We start from the raw sequence: 18,275 nt of genomic DNA, 5'->3' as shown, positions 1-18,275 counted from the left end.
GGTGCGCTGCACCCGTTGCCGTCAGTAGCCGATCCGCTTCAGGATCGACGCCATGCTTTCCTTCGACGGCCGACCGTAGAACTTCAGCAGTTCCGAGGTGCGGTTGGTAAAGAAGCCGTCCACGCCGTTGGCACTGATCGCCTTGAAATCCACCGCGTCGTCAACGGTGTAGGGATGGATGATCAGGCCTCGGTCATGAGCCATCTTGTTCATCCACGGTTTAACCAGGTCCATGTAGCTCTGATCCCCGCCGTTTTTCAGCGCAGAGGCGGGGCCGGTGCCTATGGCTCCGTGTTCCTTGGCCCAGTCCATCCAGGCAGCGAACTCCTCTTTCGACTTCACCTGCTGGCTCGCATAAAAGCTCGCCTTGTCCTTGGCCCCGGAATCCTTGAAGGACGTCTCGGAAGCAGCGGCAATCGAGCCATCGCCCAACCAAAGCAGCAGCACTTTAGGCGTGTCGGGCATGCTCTTCTGCAGCAATTCCAGACTCGATTTCTCGAATGTCTGCAGCACGACCCGGCCGGGCAGGTGGGCGACGTTGACATGGCCTTTTTCCGCAGCCGGACGCTCACTCAGCCAGCCGCGCTGATCGAGTTTCTTTTTCAGGTCTTCTTCGATGCCGGGAAACTGCGTCGGCACTTTGGTTTCGATGTACAGGCCGGGTTTGTTCTTGCCGCCCTCGGCGATGTCGATCACTTCATCCAGGGTCAGAATCTTCAGCCCGGCGTAGCTCGCTCTGGCGCGGTCCGGGTAGGCCTTGTTGAACCAGGAGCCAGCGTCCAGACGCTTGAGTTCCTCAAGGGTGAAGCTGCTCACCGGCTGAGTCGCCCGGTCCGGAAAGACCTCGTTGATGTTGGTGGTGCGTTGCAGCGTGTCGTCATGCAGCGCGATCAGCACGCCGTCCTTGGTGCGCTGGATGTCCATTTCCAGATAGTCGGCGCCCAGTTCGCGGGCCAGCGTGTAAGAGGGGATGGTTTCCTCAGGCGCGTTGAACGAGGCGCCGCGGTGGGCGATGACCGCAGGCCAGGGCACACCGGCCTTCGCGGCCAGAGCCTTGCCCGGGTTGCTGGCCGGCTCGCTGGCGGCGAGCGCCATCCCTGACGACAACATCACACCGGCAATGGCGGCGGTGCTCAACGTTCTGATTATTCCTTTCAACATGGTTTTGACGTTCCTTTTGTGCATGTTCATTCATGGCGCAGTGAGATCGGGCACTGCATGGCACATCGTTGTCGCAACTGATCGTTCAGCCCATCGCTGTGACCAATAACAGCTGGCGTCGGTGCGGGCAACCCGGCTGTCGTTGACGCAGACACGTTGTCGTAACGAGAGATGGTCTGTGCAGTGTCAGCATTTTTCATGACGCTAAAACGTCCTGCCGCGACTTTTCAACCCTCAAGCGTGCCTGCGCATGACGCGGCCTGACGCGTCGCTGATTCACCGCTGCCTTCGCGGCGCAGGCCGTCCGGATCGCCTCGCAGCCGCTGTGCCAGACGCTAGCGCGTGCGGGGCGGGGGGTGACGCAAATCGAGATCAGAGGTGAAAACCGCGGGGAGTCACGCTACTGTCTGTCCATCCCAATGTGCGCAGCGGAGTGAAGATGAAGACGGTGTTGGTGCTGGTTGAAAGCGTGAACGAGTATTTGCCGATTCTGGAAGACAGCGGGTTTCGCCTGATTCTGGCCCCGACCCCGGCGATGCGGGCGCAAGCGGTGGCAAGCGGGGGCGATGAGATCGACGCGGTGCTGACCCGTGGGCCGCTGGGATTTACCGCCGAGGAGATGGCCGCGCTGCCGCGACTCGGGATCATCTGCGTCCTCGGTGCCGGCTACGAGCAAGTCGATCTGGCGGCCGCCGAGGCGAGGGGCATCACCGTGACCAACGGCGCCGGGGTCAATGCGCCGAGCGTCGCCGATCACGCCATGGCGCTGTTACTGTCACTGGTGCGCGACATCGCGCAGAGCGACGCGTCGGTACGTCGCCATGAATGGCGCAAAGTCTCGCGGCCGTCCTTCGCGGGCAAACGCCTGGGCATTCTTGGTCTGGGCGCGGTGGGCATGGCCATCGCCCGGCGGGCGCTGGGCTTCGACATGGTGATCCATTATCACAGCCGCTCGGCGCGAACGGATGTCGATTTCAACTACTGCGCGACGCCTCTGCAACTGGCCCACGACTCCGATTTTCTGGTGGTCGCAACGCCGGGTGGCGGCTCTACCCGACATTTGATCGACGCTGCCGCCATCGAGGCGCTGGGCCCCGAGGGCTTCATCGTCAATATCGCGCGGGCCAGCGTGGTGGACACCGAGGCGCTGATCGACGCGTTGCAGCACGGCCGCCTGGCCGGGGCGGCGCTGGATGTTTTCGACGACGAGCCTCAGGTTCCCGATGCATTGAAAACCCTGAACAACGTGGTGCTGACGCCGCATCTGGCGGGCCTGTCGCCTGAGGCCTCGCGGGACACCGTGCAGATGGTCGCCAACAACCTGCTGGCGTTCTACGCGGGCAAGCCGGTGCTGACGCCTGTTTACAGCTGACGCTGCGCACGCGTCCGTTCGCAATCGGATGCTCACTCTTACAACAAAAGGAAACGTGTATGTCTGCTCCAGCGGTATTGAAAGTCGCCCTTGTCACCGGTGCCGGCAGCGGGATTGGCCGCGCCGTGGCGCTGCAGTTGCTGTCCGACGGTTTCGCGGTGGTGCTGGCCGGGCGACGTCCCGAACCGTTGCAGGCCTTGGCGGACCAAGCGAAAGCGGCGGGGCAGCAAGCCTTGGCGGTGCCCACCGATGTGCGCGATCCGGCCAGTGTCGATGCGTTGTTCGCCGCCATCGAACACACCTTTGGCCGACTGGATGTCTCGTTCAACAACGCCGGCATCGGCGCGCCTGCGGTGCCGATGGACGAGTTGTCGGTCGAGCAGTGGAAGAACGTCATCGACACCAATGTCACAGGGATGTTTCTGTGCGTGCGCGGCGCATTCGGCCTGATGCGCCGGCAAGTGCCGCAGGGCGGGCGGATCATCAACAACGGCTCGATCTCGGCGCATACCCCGCGTTTGTTCAGCTCGCCGTATACCTCCAGCAAACATGCGGTGCACGGGCTGACCAAAAGCACGGCGCTGGATGGCCGGCCTTACAACATCGCCTGCGGTCAGATCGACATCGGCAATGCGCTCACCGAGATGACCGATCGCATGACCAAAGGCGTGTTGCAGGCCAACGGGACGCTGGAAGTCGAGCCGACCATGAACGTCCAGCATGTGGCAGACGCCGTGAGCTACATGGCCGCGCTGCCATTGTCGGCCAACGTGCTGAACATGACCGTCATGGCCAGCAGCATGCCGTTCGTGGGGCGTGGCTGAGGCAGCGGGCGCAGGCAGCCGCCCGCCGTAAGCTCACCCACCGTTGTTTCGTCCAATATCCTGTGGGATCTGTCCAACCCGGTCGATCCATGTATGCGCAGAATGGCGCCATGCCGATCCACTTCAAACGAGGACATGATCATGAGTGAATTCGTCATCGCACCGGTCGCCACGCCATCGCTGGCGGTGGCCGGGACCACCAGCCGCTTTCCGATCCGCCGCGTATTCTGCGTCGGTCGCAACTATTCCGAGCACGCTCGGGAAATGGGTCACGATCCTGATCGCGAGCCGCCGTTCTTTTTCATGAAGCCGGCCGATGCCGTGGTTCCGGCCGAAGGCAGCATTGCCTATCCGCCGCTGACCGAAGACCTGCACCATGAGATCGAGCTGGTCGTTGCCATCGGCAAGGACGGCGTGAACATCAGCCCGGAGGATGCGCTGAGCCATGTATGGGGCTATGGCGTGGGTCTGGATCTGACGCGCCGCGATCTGCAGGCGCAAGCCAAGAAAATGGGGCGTCCGTGGGAATGGGCCAAGGCCTTCGATGCGTCGGCACCCGCCACGGCGCTGCTGCCGGTGAGCAAGGTCGGCCATCCGGAATCCGGCGCAATCTGGCTCGACGTGAACGGCCAGAGCCGCCAGCGCGGAGACCTGGCCGACCAGATCTGGCCGGTCAAGGACGTCATCGCTTACCTGTCGCAATCGGTTGGCGTCAAAGCCGGTGACCTGATCTACACCGGCACGCCGGCGGGCGTTGGCGCGCTGCAGCGCGGTGATGTAGTCACGGCCGGGATCGAAGGCGTCGCCGAGTTGAGCCTGACCCTCGACTGACCGCCACGCACCTGCCGTGACACAACAATCGCTTGGTTCGACGGCCGCACGTGCCCTAACATGCGGCGGTTCGAACCGGCGACTCAGGTGTCCGCGATGGCCAACCCTTCCCGCATCCAGACCTACGGCATGCAGCAGCGCAGCGACCGCATGGATTTCTATATCCGTGACAAGTCGGCGCGACCGGCGCTGACCGCGCCCCATCGCCACGAATACTTCCAGATCCAGATCAACCTCGGCGGCGACACCGTGCAGCATATTGGCGGCGCCATCCGGCCATTCCCGCGCAACACCCTGGCATTCATCCTGCCGCACCGGCTGCACGTCATCCCGCATCCGGAGGACGGCAATTTCGTGCTGATCAACTTCTCGCAGGAGTTTCTCCTGCAACATCTGCAGTGCGATCCGATGGACCTCGAAGACGTCTCGCTGGCCGAGGCGCCGGAATTGGCACCGTTCCGCTTTCAGGAACATCTGGATTTCATTCTCGACGACGCTGACTTCGGCGACGTGACGGCGTTGCTGACCCAGATGCGCGAGCTGGATCAGACGCGCCAGCTGGGTTCCGGATCGATTTTGCGCGGCTGCCTGCTGCAACTGATCGGCAAGGTCTGCAACCTGTTCGAGGCGCCGTTGCTGGCGCTGTCGGCGAACAAGGCCGAGCGCAGAGGGCGCCGCGACGCCATGGGCAGGGTCATGGCGTACATCCGCGAGCACATCGCCGAGTCGACGATGACCCTGACCGATGCCGCGGCGGCCGCGTTTCTTTCGCCCAATTACCTGACGCACCTGCTGCGCAAGGAAACCGGCAGCACGTTTTCAGAGTTGGTGCTCGAACGCCGGATGCGCCTGGCGCGCACGCAACTGATGAACAGCGACAAGCCCCTGAGTCACATCGCTGACACCTGCGGCTTTGCGGACGAAGCGTATTTCTCCCGACGTTTTCGCAAGGCCCATGGCGTCCCGCCCGGCCAGTTCCGGCGCGAACATCGCGGCGTCTGACGCCTGTTGCCTGCTATCGGATTGCTCAGCCTGAACCGCCACAGCCCGGTCAGTCGTGCAGTCGAATCGTGCGGGCCAGTTCGCTGAACAGCGCCGACACTGATCGCAATGCCCGACAGTCCGGTCGCGTCAGTACCCACAGCGCGGTGTCATAACCTTCCAACGGCCCGCTCAACTGCTGCAAGCCTGCGTCGCGCAACATGAAGTCAGGCAGCGCCGCGACGCCCATGCCTGCACGCGCCAGTTGCGCCACCGCCAGCATCGAACTGCAGCGATAGGCGAGCTTGACCTTCGGCAACCATTGTCGGCGCCAGGTCACGGTCGGGTGATCGGGCAGGAAATCATCTGGGGCGATCCAGTGCAGGTTCTCCAGCGCCAGATTGTCCTGGCGGGCCACATAGTCCTCGCTGGCACACACGCGGTACGACACCGTTCCCAGGCGCGTGCCCACCAGATGCTGCGGGGGCGCGTCGGTCAGCCTCAGCGCGATGTCCGCATCGCGGCGGCTGAGGTTGGCGAAGGTGCTGGACGTATTGAGTTCCAGCTGCAGCCCGGGATAGTTCGGCATGAACCGCGTGAGTGCAGGCAACAACAGGCTTTGCAACACCGCTTCGGTGCAAGTCAGGCGAACCGTGCCGCTGACGATGTGCTGCCCTTGCTCGAGGCTGATCTGCGCCAGCGTCAACGCCTGCTCGGCGCTTTCGGCCTGTTGCGCCAGCGCGATCGCGGCGCTCGTGGGTTGATAGCCGGCGCGGCTTTTGTCGAACAGTGCGGTGCCCACCGCTGCCTCGAGCCGACGCACTGACCTGAACACGGTGGACACGTCGACGGCGAGCAGTTCCGCAGCGCGGGACAGGGTCTTGCCGCGCACCAGCGCGAGGATCAACGTGAGGTCGGCATGATTGATTCGATAGTGCATCGCTGCATTGATCACTTGCTTGGGCGCCCATTCTGATTGCAAGGCCGCAAGCTTATAGTGCCGTTCAGCCACACGGCAAAGCGTTTTGACATCAAGGAGCGGTCATGGAGCAGCAACAGGCTATTCGCATTGCATTGGTCGGCGATTACGACGCGAACGTACCCGCGCATCTGGCCATTCCGGTCGCGCTGGACAGGGTCGCGGCGGAGTCAGGGACGCCTCTGACATATCAATGGGTGCCGACTCCAGAGGTGGCTGACGGCGCGTTGTTACAAGCCTTCGATGGCATCTGGTGCGTACCGGCCAGCCCCTATCGCGACATGAACGGCGCGCTGACCGCCATCGGTTTCGCTCGCACCCGGCGCGTGCCGTTTTTAGGCACCTGCGGCGGCTTTCAGCATGCCTTGCTCGAGTACGCACGCAATGAGCTGGGCTGGACGGACGCCGAGCACGCCGAGACAGCACCGGATTCCGAGCAGGCGATCATCACGCCGCTGAGCTGTTCGTTGGTGGAAGCGTTCGCGCCGATCCGGCTGCTGCCGGGTTCGCGCATCGCCCAGGCTTATGGCGCGCAGGAAACCCGGGAGCGCTACCGCTGCCGTTACGGTTTGCGCAAGTCGCTGGAGGCCGCAATGTTCGCCGGCCCGCTGAAGGTGTGCGGGTACGACGCCGACGACGAGGTTCGGGCGATTGAACGGGATGACCATCCGTTCTTCCTCGCCACGCTGTTCCAGCCTGAACGCGCAGCGCTGGCAAGCGACACCGGGGCGGCCACGACGCCGCCGCTGGTCAAGGCCTTCGTCATGGCCTGTTCCGCCTTGAGGGCAACACGATGATCACCGACACCTTCGACCGACCGTATTACGCGGTGATTTTCACCTCGGTGCGCACGACCGCGGACGATGAGGGTTATCAGCGCGCGGCGTTGCGAATGCTTGATCGGGTGCGCGAGCAGCCGGGTTTCCTCGGCGTGGAGTCGGCGCGGGGTGAAGACGGGCTTGGCATCACCGTCTCCTACTGGTCGAGCGAGGAGGCGATTCTGGCCTGGAAGCAACACCCCGAGCACCGTGCGATTCGTGAGCTTGGCCGCTCGACGTGGTACCGCAGCTGCACCACGCGGGTGAGCAAAGTCGAGCGTGATTACCGCTATTCCACCTGAGGCGCAACGACGCTGGCGCTGCTGGCATGACGTGGCGTCGGCGCGGTGTCGCTGCTGCGCACCAGCAGCCAGGTCAGCAGGGCCGCGCTGAAGGCGATTGCAGCGCCCACCCACAGGATCGCCTGATAGCCGCTGCCGAAACTGTGCAGCGCCAGTGCGTGCAGGTCGATGCCGGGGAGCATCGCCTGCTGGCCGGCGGACAGATCCCCCGCCGCGATGCTGCGCGTGAGTGCCACCGGGTCGATGTCCGAACCTGGCGGCAGACTTTCGGCGAGGGTCGCCGAGACGCGTGAGAACAGAATCGCGCCCAACGCTGCAAACCCCACGACGATGCCGCTGAACCGCACCGTACCGGAGACGCCGGACGCCATGCCGGCACGCTCGGGCGGTATCACCGACATGCTCACCTTGGCGGTCTCGCCATTGAGAATGCCCGCGCCCACTCCCGCGATCAGCAGCCCTGCCGACATGGACGCGTAATCGAACTGCAGCGCTTGCATCGCCAGCCATGACAGGCCGACGCCGATGGTGGCCAGGCCGACCGTCAGCAATGCCCGGCCACTGAAACGGTGTGTCAGCCAGGTGGCGACAATGCGCGGCACAATGAACAACGGCAGGGCGATGGGCAGCATGAGCAGTCCGGCTTTCTGCGGGCTCAGGCCCAGGCCGCTCTGAAAGTAGATCGGCAAGTAGGTGAACATGGTCAGCAGACCGCCGGCATAGGCCAGCCCTGCGATATTGGCGCCGATGTAGGTGGGCCGGCGGAAGAAACTCAGGTCGAGCATCGGACGTTGCTGCCTGGTTTCCACCAGCAGGAACAGCACGAACAGCGCGCCGGAGCAGGCGAATTCCAGCACGATCCCGTTGCTCCCCCAGCCTTCGTGGTTGCCGGTGATCAGTGCCAGCGTCACCAGGAACAGGCTGCTGGAAAACGTCAACGAGCCCGGCACGTCGACCTTGCGTGCGTGCGGATCACGTGACTCATCGACAGCGTAAAGGGTCAGCGCGAACATCGCGGCGCCGATCGGGATGTTGATGTAGAACACCCATTGCCAGCCGAAATGCTGAGTGATGAACCCGCCGGCCACCGGCCCCAGCGAGGTCGCGATGCCGATGACCGAACCCCAGAAGGCAAAGGCTCTGGCCCGATGTGCGCCGCGGAAGGTATGGGACAACGTGGCCAGCGCCGAACTCAGCAAGATCGCCGCGCCGATGCCCTGCAGCGCCCGCGCGCCGTTGAGCAGCAGCACATCGCCCGCTGCACCGCAGATCAGGGAGGCGCCGGTGAACACGCTCAGGCCGATCAGCAGCATGCGTTTACGCCCGTATCGATCGGCGAGTGCGCCGGCCGGCATGACGCAGGATGCGAAGGTCAGCGTGTAGGCGCTGATCACCCATTCGATGTCGGCGAAGTCGGCATGCAGAGACTGGGCGATGGAGGAGAGCGAAACCGCGACGATATTGGAGTCCAGGTTGATCATGAAGGACGGAACCGACACGCACAGCAGGATCAGGATTCGGTGCAAGCCCTCGGCGGGCGACAGATGTTCGGTGCTCATTTCCAGTCTCGATGACCTGCAATCTACCAATTAGCGGTATATGCTCCTTTTTCAATTTGCGGGGATATGCCAGCATTGGTCAAGGCATATTTTTGAAAGCACGATCGTGTGCTGGACCGGTGCGTGCGCCCATGGCTCGAAGGAAGGTTCATGAACGACAGACAGAAACGCAGCGTCGCAATACCGGAGGGCCTGAATATCCCGCCGCAAGCGACCTGCCACGCCACTTACCTGCGCAAGGCGACCCGACGCATCACCTTGCTGTACGACGCATTGCTGGCGCCATCGGGTCTGCGCTCGACCCAGCGCTCGATCCTGATGCAGATCGCCCGCTGCGAGGTGGCGAGCATGTCGGAACTGGCGGCTTTGCTGCTGATCGACCGTTCGGCGCTGGCGCAGAACCTCAAGCCACTGGAGCGCGAAGGGTGGGTGCAGGTGCAGGTGGATTCGGCGGACAAGCGCAGCCGTCTGGTCAGCCTGACGCGGGCGGGCATGGATAAATTGCTGGAGACCCAGCCGCTCTGGCAGCAGGCCCAAGCCAGTTTTGAAAAGACCTACGGCGCCGAACGTGCCGTGGCGTTGCGCCAGGCGCTGATCGATGTGGCAGCAGGCGAATATGAAGGCGCCGATCCGGTGTGATCGACGCCAGGTTTGCAGCAGGCGGGGAACAAGCCCTGCTGCGTACTCGTTTTACGGCATCACTGGCGGGATGTAGGCCAGTGTCGTGCCCAGCGCCCACAGCAGGAACAGCACCAGCGGCGTGTGAACCAGCAGTTGCACGAACGAGAATCCGATCAGATCACGCGCCTTGATGCCCAGCACGCCCAGCAGCGGCAGCATGTAGAACGGATTGATCAGGTTCGGCAGCGCTTCGGCGGCGTTGTAAATCTGCACAGCCCAGCCCAAGTGGTATTTGAGATCGTTGGCCACTTGCATGACGTACGGCGCTTCGATGATCCACTTGCCGCCACCGGACGGAATGAAGAACCCGAGAATCGCCGAGTACACGCCCATCAGCAGCGCGTACGTATCGTGAGAGGCGATGCTGGTGAAGAACGTCGAGATGTGATGCGCGACGGTTTGTGCGTCGCCACCCTTGACCGTGGTCAGCAGCGCGGCAATCGAGCCGTACAGCGGAAACTGGATCAGCACGCCGGTGGTGGTCGGCACGGCGCGCGCGACCGCATCCAGAAAGCTGCGCGGACGCCAGTGCAACAGCGCACCGACCATGATGAACAGGAAGTTATAGGTGTTCAGGCCGGAAATCGCGGTGATCGCAGGCTTGGTGCTGAACTCGTTGTACAACCATCCCGACGCCAGAATCACCATCAGAATGATCAGCAGCGGGCTGTATTCCAGCCACTCGCCAGGGCGGGTGCGCGGTGGCAGCGGCGGCAGGCTGAACGCCGGATCCACGCCGCATTCCTTGGCGTCCCGGGCGTTGGCCGGGCCAGGTGCCGTGGCGTAGGCGACGATGATCGAGATCACCACCAGCGCCAGCAGCATCACGCCCGACTGCCACAGGAAGATAGTCTGGGTGAACGGGATCATCCCGGTGATGGCCAGAATCGAAGGCGGCAGACTCGCCGGGTTGGCCTGCAGCTGTGCAGCCGACGACGACAAGCCCAGCGCCCACACGGCGCCCAGACCCAGATAAGCGGCAGCACCGGCTGCGCGATAGTCCATTTTCAGATCGGTGCGACGGGCCAGCGCGCGTACCAGCAGCCCGCCGAAAACCAGCGACAGGCCCCAGTTCAACAGCGAGGCGACCATGGAGATCAGCGCGACCCAGGCGACCGCCGAGCGGCCATTCTTGGGGATGCGCGCCAGGCGGTCGATCAGCTTGACCGCCGGAGGCGAGCTGGCGACGACGTAGCCGCCGATGACCACGAAGGCCATTTGCATGGTGAAGGGGATCAGGCTCCAGAAACCGTCGCCGAACGCCTTGGCGGTGTCGGCAGGTTTCGCCCCGATGGCCAGCGTTGCCAGGGTGACGATGACGACTGCCAGGGCGGCGAACACCCAGGAGTCGGGGAACCAGCGTTCTGCCCACTTGGCACAACGCAGGGCAAATCGGGCGGAGCGGCTTTCTTCAATATCGGCGGCCACGTTTTCTACCTCTTGGAGTTATTGTCAGGTGCTATTCGAATAGCTGTTTTTAGTGTTGGCAGTGATGCGAAAAGTCAGGCGCTAGATACAGCAAAGCCCCTTCACGGATGAAGAGGCAATATGGCACAACGATATGACGCAGGTGTAACGACAGACTTGGGCGGACGCGTACCCTGTAGGAGCGCGCTTATCCGCTAAGCGATTGTTCAGACACTGCGTGGGTGAATGAACGGGCTTTGATCGCGGGCAAGCGCGCTCCTACAGGGGAACGCGGCCACTCAGTGCGCTCAGAACTTCATCTCGACCACATCGTCAGGAACGATGAGTTTGCCGGCGGTCTTGGCGATAATCTCCTCGACGGTCACGCCCGGCGCGGTTTCGCGCAGGATGAACGCGCCGTTCTCGATCTCGAGGTAGGCCAGGTCGGTCAGCACTTTCTTGATGCAGCCAGCGCCCGTCAGCGGCAGGCTGCACCGCGACAGCAGTTTCGATTCGCCGTCTTTGGACGCGTGGGTCATGGTGACGATGATGTTGTCGGCACCGGCGACCAGGTCCATCGCGCCGCCCATGCCCTTGACCAGCTTGCCGGGGATCATCCAGGAAGCGATGTTGCCCTCGACATCGACCTCGAATGCGCCGAGCACGGTCAGGTCGACATGGCCGCCGCGAATCATCGCGAACGACTCGGCCGAGGAGAAGATCGACGCGCCTTTGCGCGCGGTGACGGTCTGCTTGCCGGCGTTGATCATGTCGGCGTCGATGGTCTCCTCGGTCGGGAATTCGCCCATGCCCAGCAAGCCGTTTTCCGATTGCAGCATCACGTCGATGCCGTCCGGTACGTAGTTGGCGACCAGGGTTGGAATGCCGATGCCCAGGTTCACATAGAAGCCGTCTTGCAGTTCGCGCGCTACGCGCTGTGCCATTTGTTCGCGGGAGAGTGCCATGATCTTGGGTCTCTTTTATTGTGTCCGGTGACCGATTCCGTCGCAGGCAACTGGCGCGGGCGTGGCCCTGCATCAGTTGCGACCGGCGCACCGGCCTGCCACGGATGAATGGGCTGCCGGTCGATGGAAGACCGGCAGCAGGCGTCAGGCTTTCTTGATGGTGCGCTGTTCGATGCGCTTCTCGAACGTGCCCAGAATCACGCGATCCACGTAAATGCCGGGCGTGTGGATCTCGGTCGGCAGCAGGACACCGGGTTCGACGATTTCTTCGACTTCCACCACGGTGATCTTGCCAGCGGTGGCCACGACCGGGTTGAAGTTCTGCGCGGTGTGGCGGTACACCACGTTGCCGAAATGGTCGGCTTTCCAGCCTTTGACGATGGCGAAGTCGCCGGTGATGGCTTCTTCCAGGATGACGTTGCGCCCGTTGAACTGACGGGTTTCCTTACCTTCGGCCACAGGCGTGCCGTAACCGGTCGCGGTGTAGAAAGCAGGAATGCCGGCGCCGCCAGCGCGCATCTTCTCAGCCAGCGTGCCTTGCGGCGTGAGTTCGACTTCGAGTTCGCCGCTGAGCAACTGACGCTCGAACAGGGCGTTTTCACCCACGTAAGAAGCGATCATCTTACGGATCTGCCGGTCTTCCAGCAGGATACCCAGCCCAAACCCGTCGACACCGCAGTTGTTCGAGACAACGGTCAGGCCCTTGACGCCACGGCGCTTGATTTCGGCGATGAGGTTTTCCGGAATACCGCACAGACCGAAGCCACCGGAAAGCACGGTCATGTTGTCGGTCAGCCCGGCAAGGGCTTCTTCGTACGTTGCAACTCGCTTGTCGAGTCCAGCCATGGTGATATCCCGCCTTGTTATATTTATGTCCGACAATCTGTCGCCAGGCGCCTAAAACAGTGCATGGGGACACGGCTACGAACGGGCTCGTTCAGGAGCCTGAACTCCGCTTTACGCCTGTTCTTGCGTTGTCTTCCCTGCGCCGTGAGGTGCTCATGCTGCCTGGAGGTTGTTCACCGCATCTTCTCTCGCACTCAGTGATTTGTTAATTTTGTTTTTTTCATGGATTGATAAGTAAACCAAATATATGAACGTCAAACAGCTGCGTGCGTTTCTGGCCGTTGCCCAGTGCCTGAGCTTTGCCCAGGCAGGGGAGCGGCTGCATCTGTCGCAACCCGCGCTGAGCCTGACCATCAAGGCGCTGGAAGACGATCTGGGCGGCCAACTGCTGACCCGCACCACACGCAATGTCAGTCTCACGCCCGAAGGCGAGGCCCTGTTGCCACTGGCCCGACAGCTGCTGGCCGACTGGGACAACACCGAAGAGCTGCTGCGTCAGCGTTTCACGTTGCAGATGGGCAAGGTCACCATCGCGGCCATGCCGTCGTTTGCAGGCAATCTGCTGCCGATCGCGCTCAAGGTTTTTCGCGAGCGCTATCCGCGGGTCAACGTGGCCGTGCACGACGTCATTAACGAACAGGTGCTTGAGATGCTAGACCATCGACGGGTCGAGCTGGGTGTCGGGTTCGAGCCGGAGTCGAGCAACAACCTGACGTTCACCCCGTTCTACATGGACCGCTTCGTGGCAGTGGTGCCGATGGATTCGCCATTGGCCGAACGCGGCGTGGTCGCATGGGACGAACTGTTGCGTCACGACTTCATCACCCTTCAGCGACCGTCGGCGGTGCGGCTGCTGCTCGAACAGGATCTGCACACGCAACACGGCAAATTGTCGGTGGCGTTCGAGAGCCATCAGCTTTCAACGGTCGGGCGCATGGTTGCCAACGGCCTGGGCGTCAGCGCCGTGCCGTCGTTGTGCATCAGCCAGATGGAAGAACTGGGCGCGCGGTGCATCGCACTGGAAGGCCCGCGCATCGAACGCCGGATCGGACTGATGACCCAGGTCGATCACAAACTCTCGGCGGCCGCGCAGGCATTGCGCGACGTGTTGATCGAATGCGCGCAAGCGTGATCTGGCGACCCTTTGTCCACGAGCGACATTGCGGTTTCTATGGGCGTGAGCCAACGGTCTTCAACGCCCCTTCCATCGACGGCGTGATGCCCGACGCCTTCCCGGCTGAAGCCGGTCCTACGAAAAACTTGCGGCGCTTGTAGGACCGGCTTCAGCCGGGAAGAGGCCCGTGCGGAACGCAGATTCATTTAAATGAATGGATGAATGGCAGGCCGTTTCGGCCACTTTCTACGAAAAAATCACTGCGACGTCTTGCCGCATCCGGTATCGTTTGGCCACCTGAAACAAATTGTTTCAGGCCAACCTTCAATAAAAATCGAACGATAAGGGGTTCCGCATTGGATTTATCGTCTGCTGCGTGGGTGTTCCATGACACCCGTCTGATCATCTGCTGCCTGATCGCCATTGCCACGATTATCGTGCTGATCAGCGCTACCAAACTCCCGCCATTTCTGTCGATTCTGGTGGGGACTTTCATCGCAGGGATAGGCGCAGGATTGCCGGCGGAGGCTGTGGCGAAAGCGTTCAGCAAGGGCGCGGGCGGGATTCTCGGGGAAGCGGGGATCATCATTGCGCTGGGCGCGATGCTCGGCGCGTTGATGGCCGAGTCAGGTGCGGCTGATCGCATCGCCTCGACCCTGCTTGGCCTTGGCAAGGGCAAGACATTGCCGTGGGTCATGGCGCTGGTGGCGATGGTCATCGGCCTGCCGCTGTTCTTCGAAGTGGGCTTGGTAATGATGGTGCCGATCATCTTCGTCATGGCACGGCAGTCGGGCCAGCCGCTGCTCAAGATCGCCATTCCGGCGCTGGCCGGCATGACCACGCTTCACGCCCTGATGCCTCCGCATCCAGGCCCCTTGATTGCCGTGAGTGCGTTGCACGCCGATCTCGGATTGACCATGTTGCTGGGCTTCTGCATTGCGGTGCCCGCGGTGATCCTCGCAGGTCCGCTCTACGGCAACTGGCTGTCCAGGCGGCTGCACATTGAGGAACCGGCTGAGCTGGGTGAGCTGTTCTCGGCCAAGTCCACCGTGACCCGCCAGCCGGGTTTCGGGATTTCGCTGTTGATCATTCTGCTGCCCGTCATCCTGATGCTCGGCAGCACGCTGGCCAAGGTGGCCATGGAACCGGAAAGCAACGCGGCACTGGCGCTGAAGTTTCTCGGCGAGCCTTTGGTGGCGTTGGGCATTGCCGTGCTGGCGGCGACGGTCTGTCTGGGTTGGGCCAATGGCATTTCCCGCGAGCGGGTGGGCAACACGCTGCGTAAAAGCCTGGCGCCGATTGCCGTTCTGTTGCTGACCATCGGTGCCGGTGGCGGCCTGAAACAGACGCTGCTCGATGCCGGCGTCAGTCAGACCATCAGTAAGGTGGCCGAGGGCGCGCACATGCCGTACCTGTTGCTGGCATGGCTGATCGCGGTCGCGCTGCGTCAGGCGACAGGCTCGGCGACGGTCGCGACTACCACTACTGCGGGCATTCTTGCGCCGATGATGGCCGGGCTTGCGCCAGTGGAAGCGTCATTGGTGGCGTTGGTGATCGGTGCGGGTTCGGTGTTCTTCTGCCACGTCAACGATGCGGGCTTCTGGATGGTCCGCGAGTATTTCGGCTTGCAGCTGAAGCAGACCCTCTGGGTCTGGTCGGTATTGCAGACCATCGTATCGGTGGTCGGCCTGATCGGCACCTCGCTGCTGTGGCATTGGTTGGTGTAAACCTTGCCGTTGTGTGCACAGATCCCGCAAGGAAGCGGGTGTTCTGCCGAAGGACCAACAGAAGACAATCACAGGACAACGCGCGAACAGCAGTGCTAACCGTTGCGCAGCCGATACCGACTATCAAGACGACTGATTTCTGCTGGAAAGGGCCGGGGCGTAGCCTTGGCTTCATTCCAGAAACGAGCCGAATGGAGGCTCCCATGAACCGTCTTCTTGCCCTCGCCATGTTGCTTTCAGTCGCCGTTCTCTCAGGCTGTGCCGCTGGCAATCACCCCGAATTGCGTCCCTACACCGCTGAGGAAACTCATCAGCTGGCCCTTGAAGACCTGAACCGTCGCGGTCTGTCATACGACGAATACCAGGTTCGCAAAGCCCAACTGATGGCGCAGCCTCAGATGCAACAGGCCCATGAGTTCGATAACCGGGGTGAAGTCAGCGCTGAAGTCAGCACGGCATCGCCAGCCCGCCAGGGTTAAGGCGCCTGCCGCGACACTTCGCAGCTCGACACTTCCCGGTTCGACCCTTCAAGACGACGAGGACTCTTCACGAGTCCGTCCGTAGACGATCAGCGCTTACAACGCCAGCTTCAAATGCCCGCCTGCTTCCTTGTGGCGCGCATTCATCCGGTGTTGCAGCCCCAGATGAACATGCTCAAGCCCGTCGTGCAGACGCTGGGTCAGCAATTCGTCCAGTTCTCCCCCCAGTTCGTTCTCGCCGTAGCTGATCTGGCTGTCGATGGCGAATACGCCGTGCAGCACTTCCTGGCATTTGAGCGCGGACAGCACCGGTTTCAGCGCGTAATCCACCGCCAGCATGTGCGCGATGCTGCCGCCTGTTGCCAGCGGCAATACCACTTTGCCGTGCAGCGAGCGCTCCGGCAGAAGATCGAGCAGGGTTTTCAGCGCGCCGGAAAATGACGCCTTGTACACCGGCGTGCCGATCAGCAGGCCGTCAGCCTTGGCAACGGCCTCGATGAAGGCGACCACTTCGGGGCTGTCGAAGCGGGCGTACAGCAGATCCTCGGCGTTGAAATCCTGAATGCGCACGCTCTTCACATCGACGCCGCGATCCTTGAGCCACTGCGCGGCGTGCTTGAGTACCACACCGGAGCGCGAGCGGGTCGAAGGACTGCCTGAAATTGAAACTACCAACATGCCTTGATTCCTTGGGGTCAGTCACCCGAGGTGCATCAGCACCGTGCAGGCCGCGAGTAACGCGATGGTGATGGGGCGGATAGACCCTTATGACAGCTTCAAAGCAGCATGCGTGCCAGCGTCATCAATGTATCCGACGGCCTGCGAAACCGGGTGTCGCGCCTGAATCCGCGCAGCGTGCTCACGCCGGCCGAGCTGACCTGCAACGGGGTATCTGTTGATCGACTGTTGCGTGGGCAACACTTGAGCGGCGATTGCGCGCAGGCCAGGCCTGATGCTTTTCCCCGCCCGAGCGAATTCGATTGCCGGATGCCGGGCAAAAAAAATCCCCGCAGCCGGCCGCTGCGAGGATTTTGTTTTTGCTTTCAACTGACCGCGTGAAGCTTGCGGCCGGCGTCAGTTTCGGAACATGGCACCGGTCTGGATCAGGTTGTTCGAACCCAGCAGTTGGCTCACGTAACGGCTCCAGCGAGTGATGTTCGCAGGGCCGACGAAGACCACGTCCTGCGCAGCCAGCTCGAAACCCTTGGCCAGCGCATAACTGGTCGGCTTCTTGGCGTTCAGGTGATACACGGTGGCGGCGCGGTTACCCTCCATCGCGCGGATCACATACACCGCTTCGCCATCAGCGGCGTCCGGGCTCAGACCGCCCGAGGTGCCGAGCGCTTCAAGCAAGGTGACGCTGGTGGTGCTGAAGGAAATCACTTGCGGACGCTGAACCTCGCCGAGCACGTAGATCTTGTTCTTCGAGTTGCTGTTCAGGTGCAAGTAGTCGCCGTCCTTGAGGTAGATCTTGCTCAGCTGCGAGTCCTTGCGGTTGAGCGCGTCGACGTCAATGACGTAATCCTTGCCATCGCGACGCAGGGTCAGTCCGGCCAGGTTGGCGTCAGTCAGATCGAGCCCGGCCTGGCTGATGGCCTGCACCAGTGTCAGCGGAATGTTGGTGATCGGTTGCGGGCCGGGTGTCTTGAACGAGCCGGACAGCAAGACGCGGCGGCTGTTGTAACGCAGCACTTTGACGTCGACCTTGACCTCGGTGTACTGGGGCAGCAAGCCCATGCGCAGTTGCTCGCGAATCTCGGCGACAGTCTTGCCCGCTGCCTGCACGCGGCCCACATACGGGAAGAACACGGTGCCGTCATTCAGCACTTCGCGGCTGTTGGCGTCGAGCTGGTCCTGCGAGCCGGGGGCGGTCAGTTCAGGGTGTTCGAACACTGTCACCAGCAGGGTGTCGCCAGGGCCGACGATGTACTCCGAGGGCCGGTAGGTGAACAACTCAGGGGCGATGGGTCTTGCCGTCGCGGCGGCGTTTTTCTCTTGCTGGGCGAGGGTGGTCGGCGTGATATTGACCAGCGTGACATCCGGACCGTCCGGATCCTTGTCCGTGACATCACTGAGCGACATGTATTGACCCGGGGCGAATGCGCAGCCTTGCAAAATGAGACTGGAAAGCAGCACTACCGCTAACGTTACTTTCATATGAATGTTCCTTCTAATCCTAAAAGGTGCGTACTGGCACCGCAGTGATTTCGTTGCATCCCTTACCAACAC

At 62.2% G+C, this 18,275-nt stretch carries 19 protein-coding genes; 11 read left to right on the top strand and 8 right to left on the bottom strand.

Annotated features, from left to right (window positions below):
* Nucleotides 1-21: 21 nt before the first annotated feature.
* Nucleotides 22-1,161, bottom strand: a complete 1,140-nt coding sequence (locus QRN36_RS13280; protein WP_285424450.1) for a glycerophosphodiester phosphodiesterase — start codon at nucleotides 1,159-1,161, stop codon at nucleotides 22-24.
* 439 nt (nucleotides 1,162-1,600) lie between these two features.
* Between QRN36_RS13280 and QRN36_RS13275 the strand changes: the two genes are divergently transcribed.
* The 4 genes from QRN36_RS13275 to QRN36_RS13260 all read left to right on the top strand — a co-directional run bounded on the left by QRN36_RS13275 (nucleotide 1,601) and on the right by QRN36_RS13260 (nucleotide 5,190).
* Nucleotides 1,601-2,533, top strand: coding sequence for a 2-hydroxyacid dehydrogenase (locus QRN36_RS13275; protein WP_285424449.1), 933 nt, complete (start codon nucleotides 1,601-1,603; stop codon nucleotides 2,531-2,533).
* A 59-nt stretch (nucleotides 2,534-2,592) separates the two neighbouring features.
* Nucleotides 2,593-3,357: an SDR family oxidoreductase gene (locus QRN36_RS13270; RefSeq protein WP_285424448.1), complete on the top strand. Its 765-nt coding sequence runs from the start codon at nucleotides 2,593-2,595 to the stop codon at nucleotides 3,355-3,357.
* A 141-nt stretch (nucleotides 3,358-3,498) separates the two neighbouring features.
* A complete protein-coding gene (locus QRN36_RS13265) occupies nucleotides 3,499-4,188 on the top strand; it encodes a fumarylacetoacetate hydrolase family protein (protein WP_285424447.1) in 690 nt (229 codons plus the stop codon).
* 96 nt (nucleotides 4,189-4,284) lie between these two features.
* Nucleotides 4,285-5,190 (top strand): AraC family transcriptional regulator, encoded by a 906-nt coding sequence (locus QRN36_RS13260; RefSeq protein ID WP_285424446.1) that lies wholly within the window; start codon nucleotides 4,285-4,287, stop codon nucleotides 5,188-5,190.
* Nucleotides 5,191-5,239: 49 nt separating this feature from the next.
* Here the strand turns inward: QRN36_RS13260 and QRN36_RS13255 are convergent, their stop codons facing one another.
* On the bottom strand, nucleotides 5,240-6,109 hold the full coding sequence (locus QRN36_RS13255) for a LysR family transcriptional regulator (protein ID WP_285424526.1): 870 nt from the start codon (nucleotides 6,107-6,109) through the stop codon (nucleotides 5,240-5,242).
* Between the two features lie 104 nt (nucleotides 6,110-6,213).
* Between QRN36_RS13255 and QRN36_RS13250 the strand changes: the two genes are divergently transcribed.
* Together QRN36_RS13250 and QRN36_RS13245 are read left to right on the top strand one after the other, a co-directional pair.
* Nucleotides 6,214-6,945 carry a CTP synthase gene (locus tag QRN36_RS13250; RefSeq protein ID WP_285424445.1) on the top strand — a complete coding sequence of 244 codons (732 nt, stop codon included), beginning with the start codon at nucleotides 6,214-6,216 and terminating at the stop codon, nucleotides 6,943-6,945.
* Nucleotides 6,942-7,268 carry an antibiotic biosynthesis monooxygenase gene (locus tag QRN36_RS13245; RefSeq protein ID WP_285424444.1) on the top strand — a complete coding sequence of 109 codons (327 nt, stop codon included), beginning with the start codon at nucleotides 6,942-6,944 and terminating at the stop codon, nucleotides 7,266-7,268. Before QRN36_RS13250 ends, QRN36_RS13245 begins: the two co-directional genes overlap by 4 nt.
* Here the strand turns inward: QRN36_RS13245 and QRN36_RS13240 are convergent.
* Complete coding sequence (locus QRN36_RS13240) at nucleotides 7,256-8,827, bottom strand: MFS transporter (protein ID WP_285424443.1); 1,572 nt, start codon at nucleotides 8,825-8,827, stop codon at nucleotides 7,256-7,258. The two genes, QRN36_RS13245 and QRN36_RS13240, sit on opposite strands and share 13 nt — an antisense overlap.
* 150 nt (nucleotides 8,828-8,977) lie before the next feature.
* Here QRN36_RS13240 and QRN36_RS13235 point away from each other — a divergent pair, with 150 nt between their 5' ends.
* Nucleotides 8,978-9,466, top strand: a complete 489-nt coding sequence (locus QRN36_RS13235; RefSeq protein ID WP_285424442.1) for a MarR family winged helix-turn-helix transcriptional regulator — start codon at nucleotides 8,978-8,980, stop codon at nucleotides 9,464-9,466.
* A 51-nt stretch (nucleotides 9,467-9,517) separates the two neighbouring features.
* On the opposite strand, the gene QRN36_RS13230 is transcribed toward QRN36_RS13235, so the two are convergent.
* The 3 genes from QRN36_RS13230 to QRN36_RS13220 form a co-directional block, all read right to left on the bottom strand.
* Complete coding sequence (locus QRN36_RS13230) at nucleotides 9,518-10,936, bottom strand: TIGR00366 family protein (RefSeq protein ID WP_285424441.1); 1,419 nt, start codon at nucleotides 10,934-10,936, stop codon at nucleotides 9,518-9,520.
* Between the two features lie 287 nt (nucleotides 10,937-11,223).
* Nucleotides 11,224-11,880 (bottom strand): CoA transferase subunit B, encoded by a 657-nt coding sequence (locus QRN36_RS13225; protein ID WP_285424440.1) that lies wholly within the window; start codon nucleotides 11,878-11,880, stop codon nucleotides 11,224-11,226.
* A gap of 144 nt (nucleotides 11,881-12,024) precedes the next feature.
* Complete coding sequence (locus tag QRN36_RS13220) at nucleotides 12,025-12,726, bottom strand: CoA transferase subunit A (protein ID WP_285424439.1); 702 nt, start codon at nucleotides 12,724-12,726, stop codon at nucleotides 12,025-12,027.
* A gap of 247 nt (nucleotides 12,727-12,973) precedes the next feature.
* Here QRN36_RS13220 and QRN36_RS13215 point away from each other — a divergent pair, with 247 nt between their 5' ends.
* The 3 genes from QRN36_RS13215 (at nucleotide 12,974) to QRN36_RS13205 (ending at nucleotide 16,046) form a co-directional block, all read left to right on the top strand.
* Nucleotides 12,974-13,858 carry a LysR family transcriptional regulator gene (locus tag QRN36_RS13215; protein WP_093469907.1) on the top strand — a complete coding sequence of 295 codons (885 nt, stop codon included), beginning with the start codon at nucleotides 12,974-12,976 and terminating at the stop codon, nucleotides 13,856-13,858.
* A gap of 338 nt (nucleotides 13,859-14,196) precedes the next feature.
* A complete protein-coding gene (locus tag QRN36_RS13210) occupies nucleotides 14,197-15,567 on the top strand; it encodes a gluconate:H+ symporter (protein ID WP_285424438.1) in 1,371 nt (456 codons plus the stop codon).
* Nucleotides 15,568-15,770: 203 nt separating this feature from the next.
* A complete protein-coding gene (locus QRN36_RS13205; protein WP_285424437.1) occupies nucleotides 15,771-16,046 on the top strand; it encodes a hypothetical protein in 276 nt (91 codons plus the stop codon).
* Nucleotides 16,047-16,142: 96 nt separating this feature from the next.
* On the opposite strand, the gene ssuE is transcribed toward QRN36_RS13205, so the two are convergent.
* Complete coding sequence (gene ssuE / locus QRN36_RS13200; RefSeq protein WP_285424436.1) at nucleotides 16,143-16,724, bottom strand: NADPH-dependent FMN reductase; 582 nt, start codon at nucleotides 16,722-16,724, stop codon at nucleotides 16,143-16,145.
* 108 nt (nucleotides 16,725-16,832) lie between these two features.
* Between ssuE and QRN36_RS13195 the strand changes: the two genes are divergently transcribed.
* Complete coding sequence (locus tag QRN36_RS13195) at nucleotides 16,833-17,105, top strand: hypothetical protein (protein ID WP_285424435.1); 273 nt, start codon at nucleotides 16,833-16,835, stop codon at nucleotides 17,103-17,105.
* Nucleotides 17,106-17,120: 15 nt separating this feature from the next.
* Here QRN36_RS13195 and QRN36_RS13190 read toward each other — a convergent pair whose 3' ends face one another.
* Nucleotides 17,121-18,203, bottom strand: a complete 1,083-nt coding sequence (locus tag QRN36_RS13190; protein ID WP_093469893.1) for a polysaccharide biosynthesis/export family protein — start codon at nucleotides 18,201-18,203, stop codon at nucleotides 17,121-17,123.
* Nucleotides 18,204-18,275 lie beyond the last annotated feature (72 nt).

It is taken from the genome of Pseudomonas sp. efr-133-TYG-103a (assembly GCF_030209235.1).
GTDB lineage: Bacteria > Pseudomonadota > Gammaproteobacteria > Pseudomonadales > Pseudomonadaceae > Aquipseudomonas.
The sequence above is the reverse complement of the archived record's forward strand: the minus strand, read 5'-3'. Positions and strand labels throughout refer to the sequence as shown.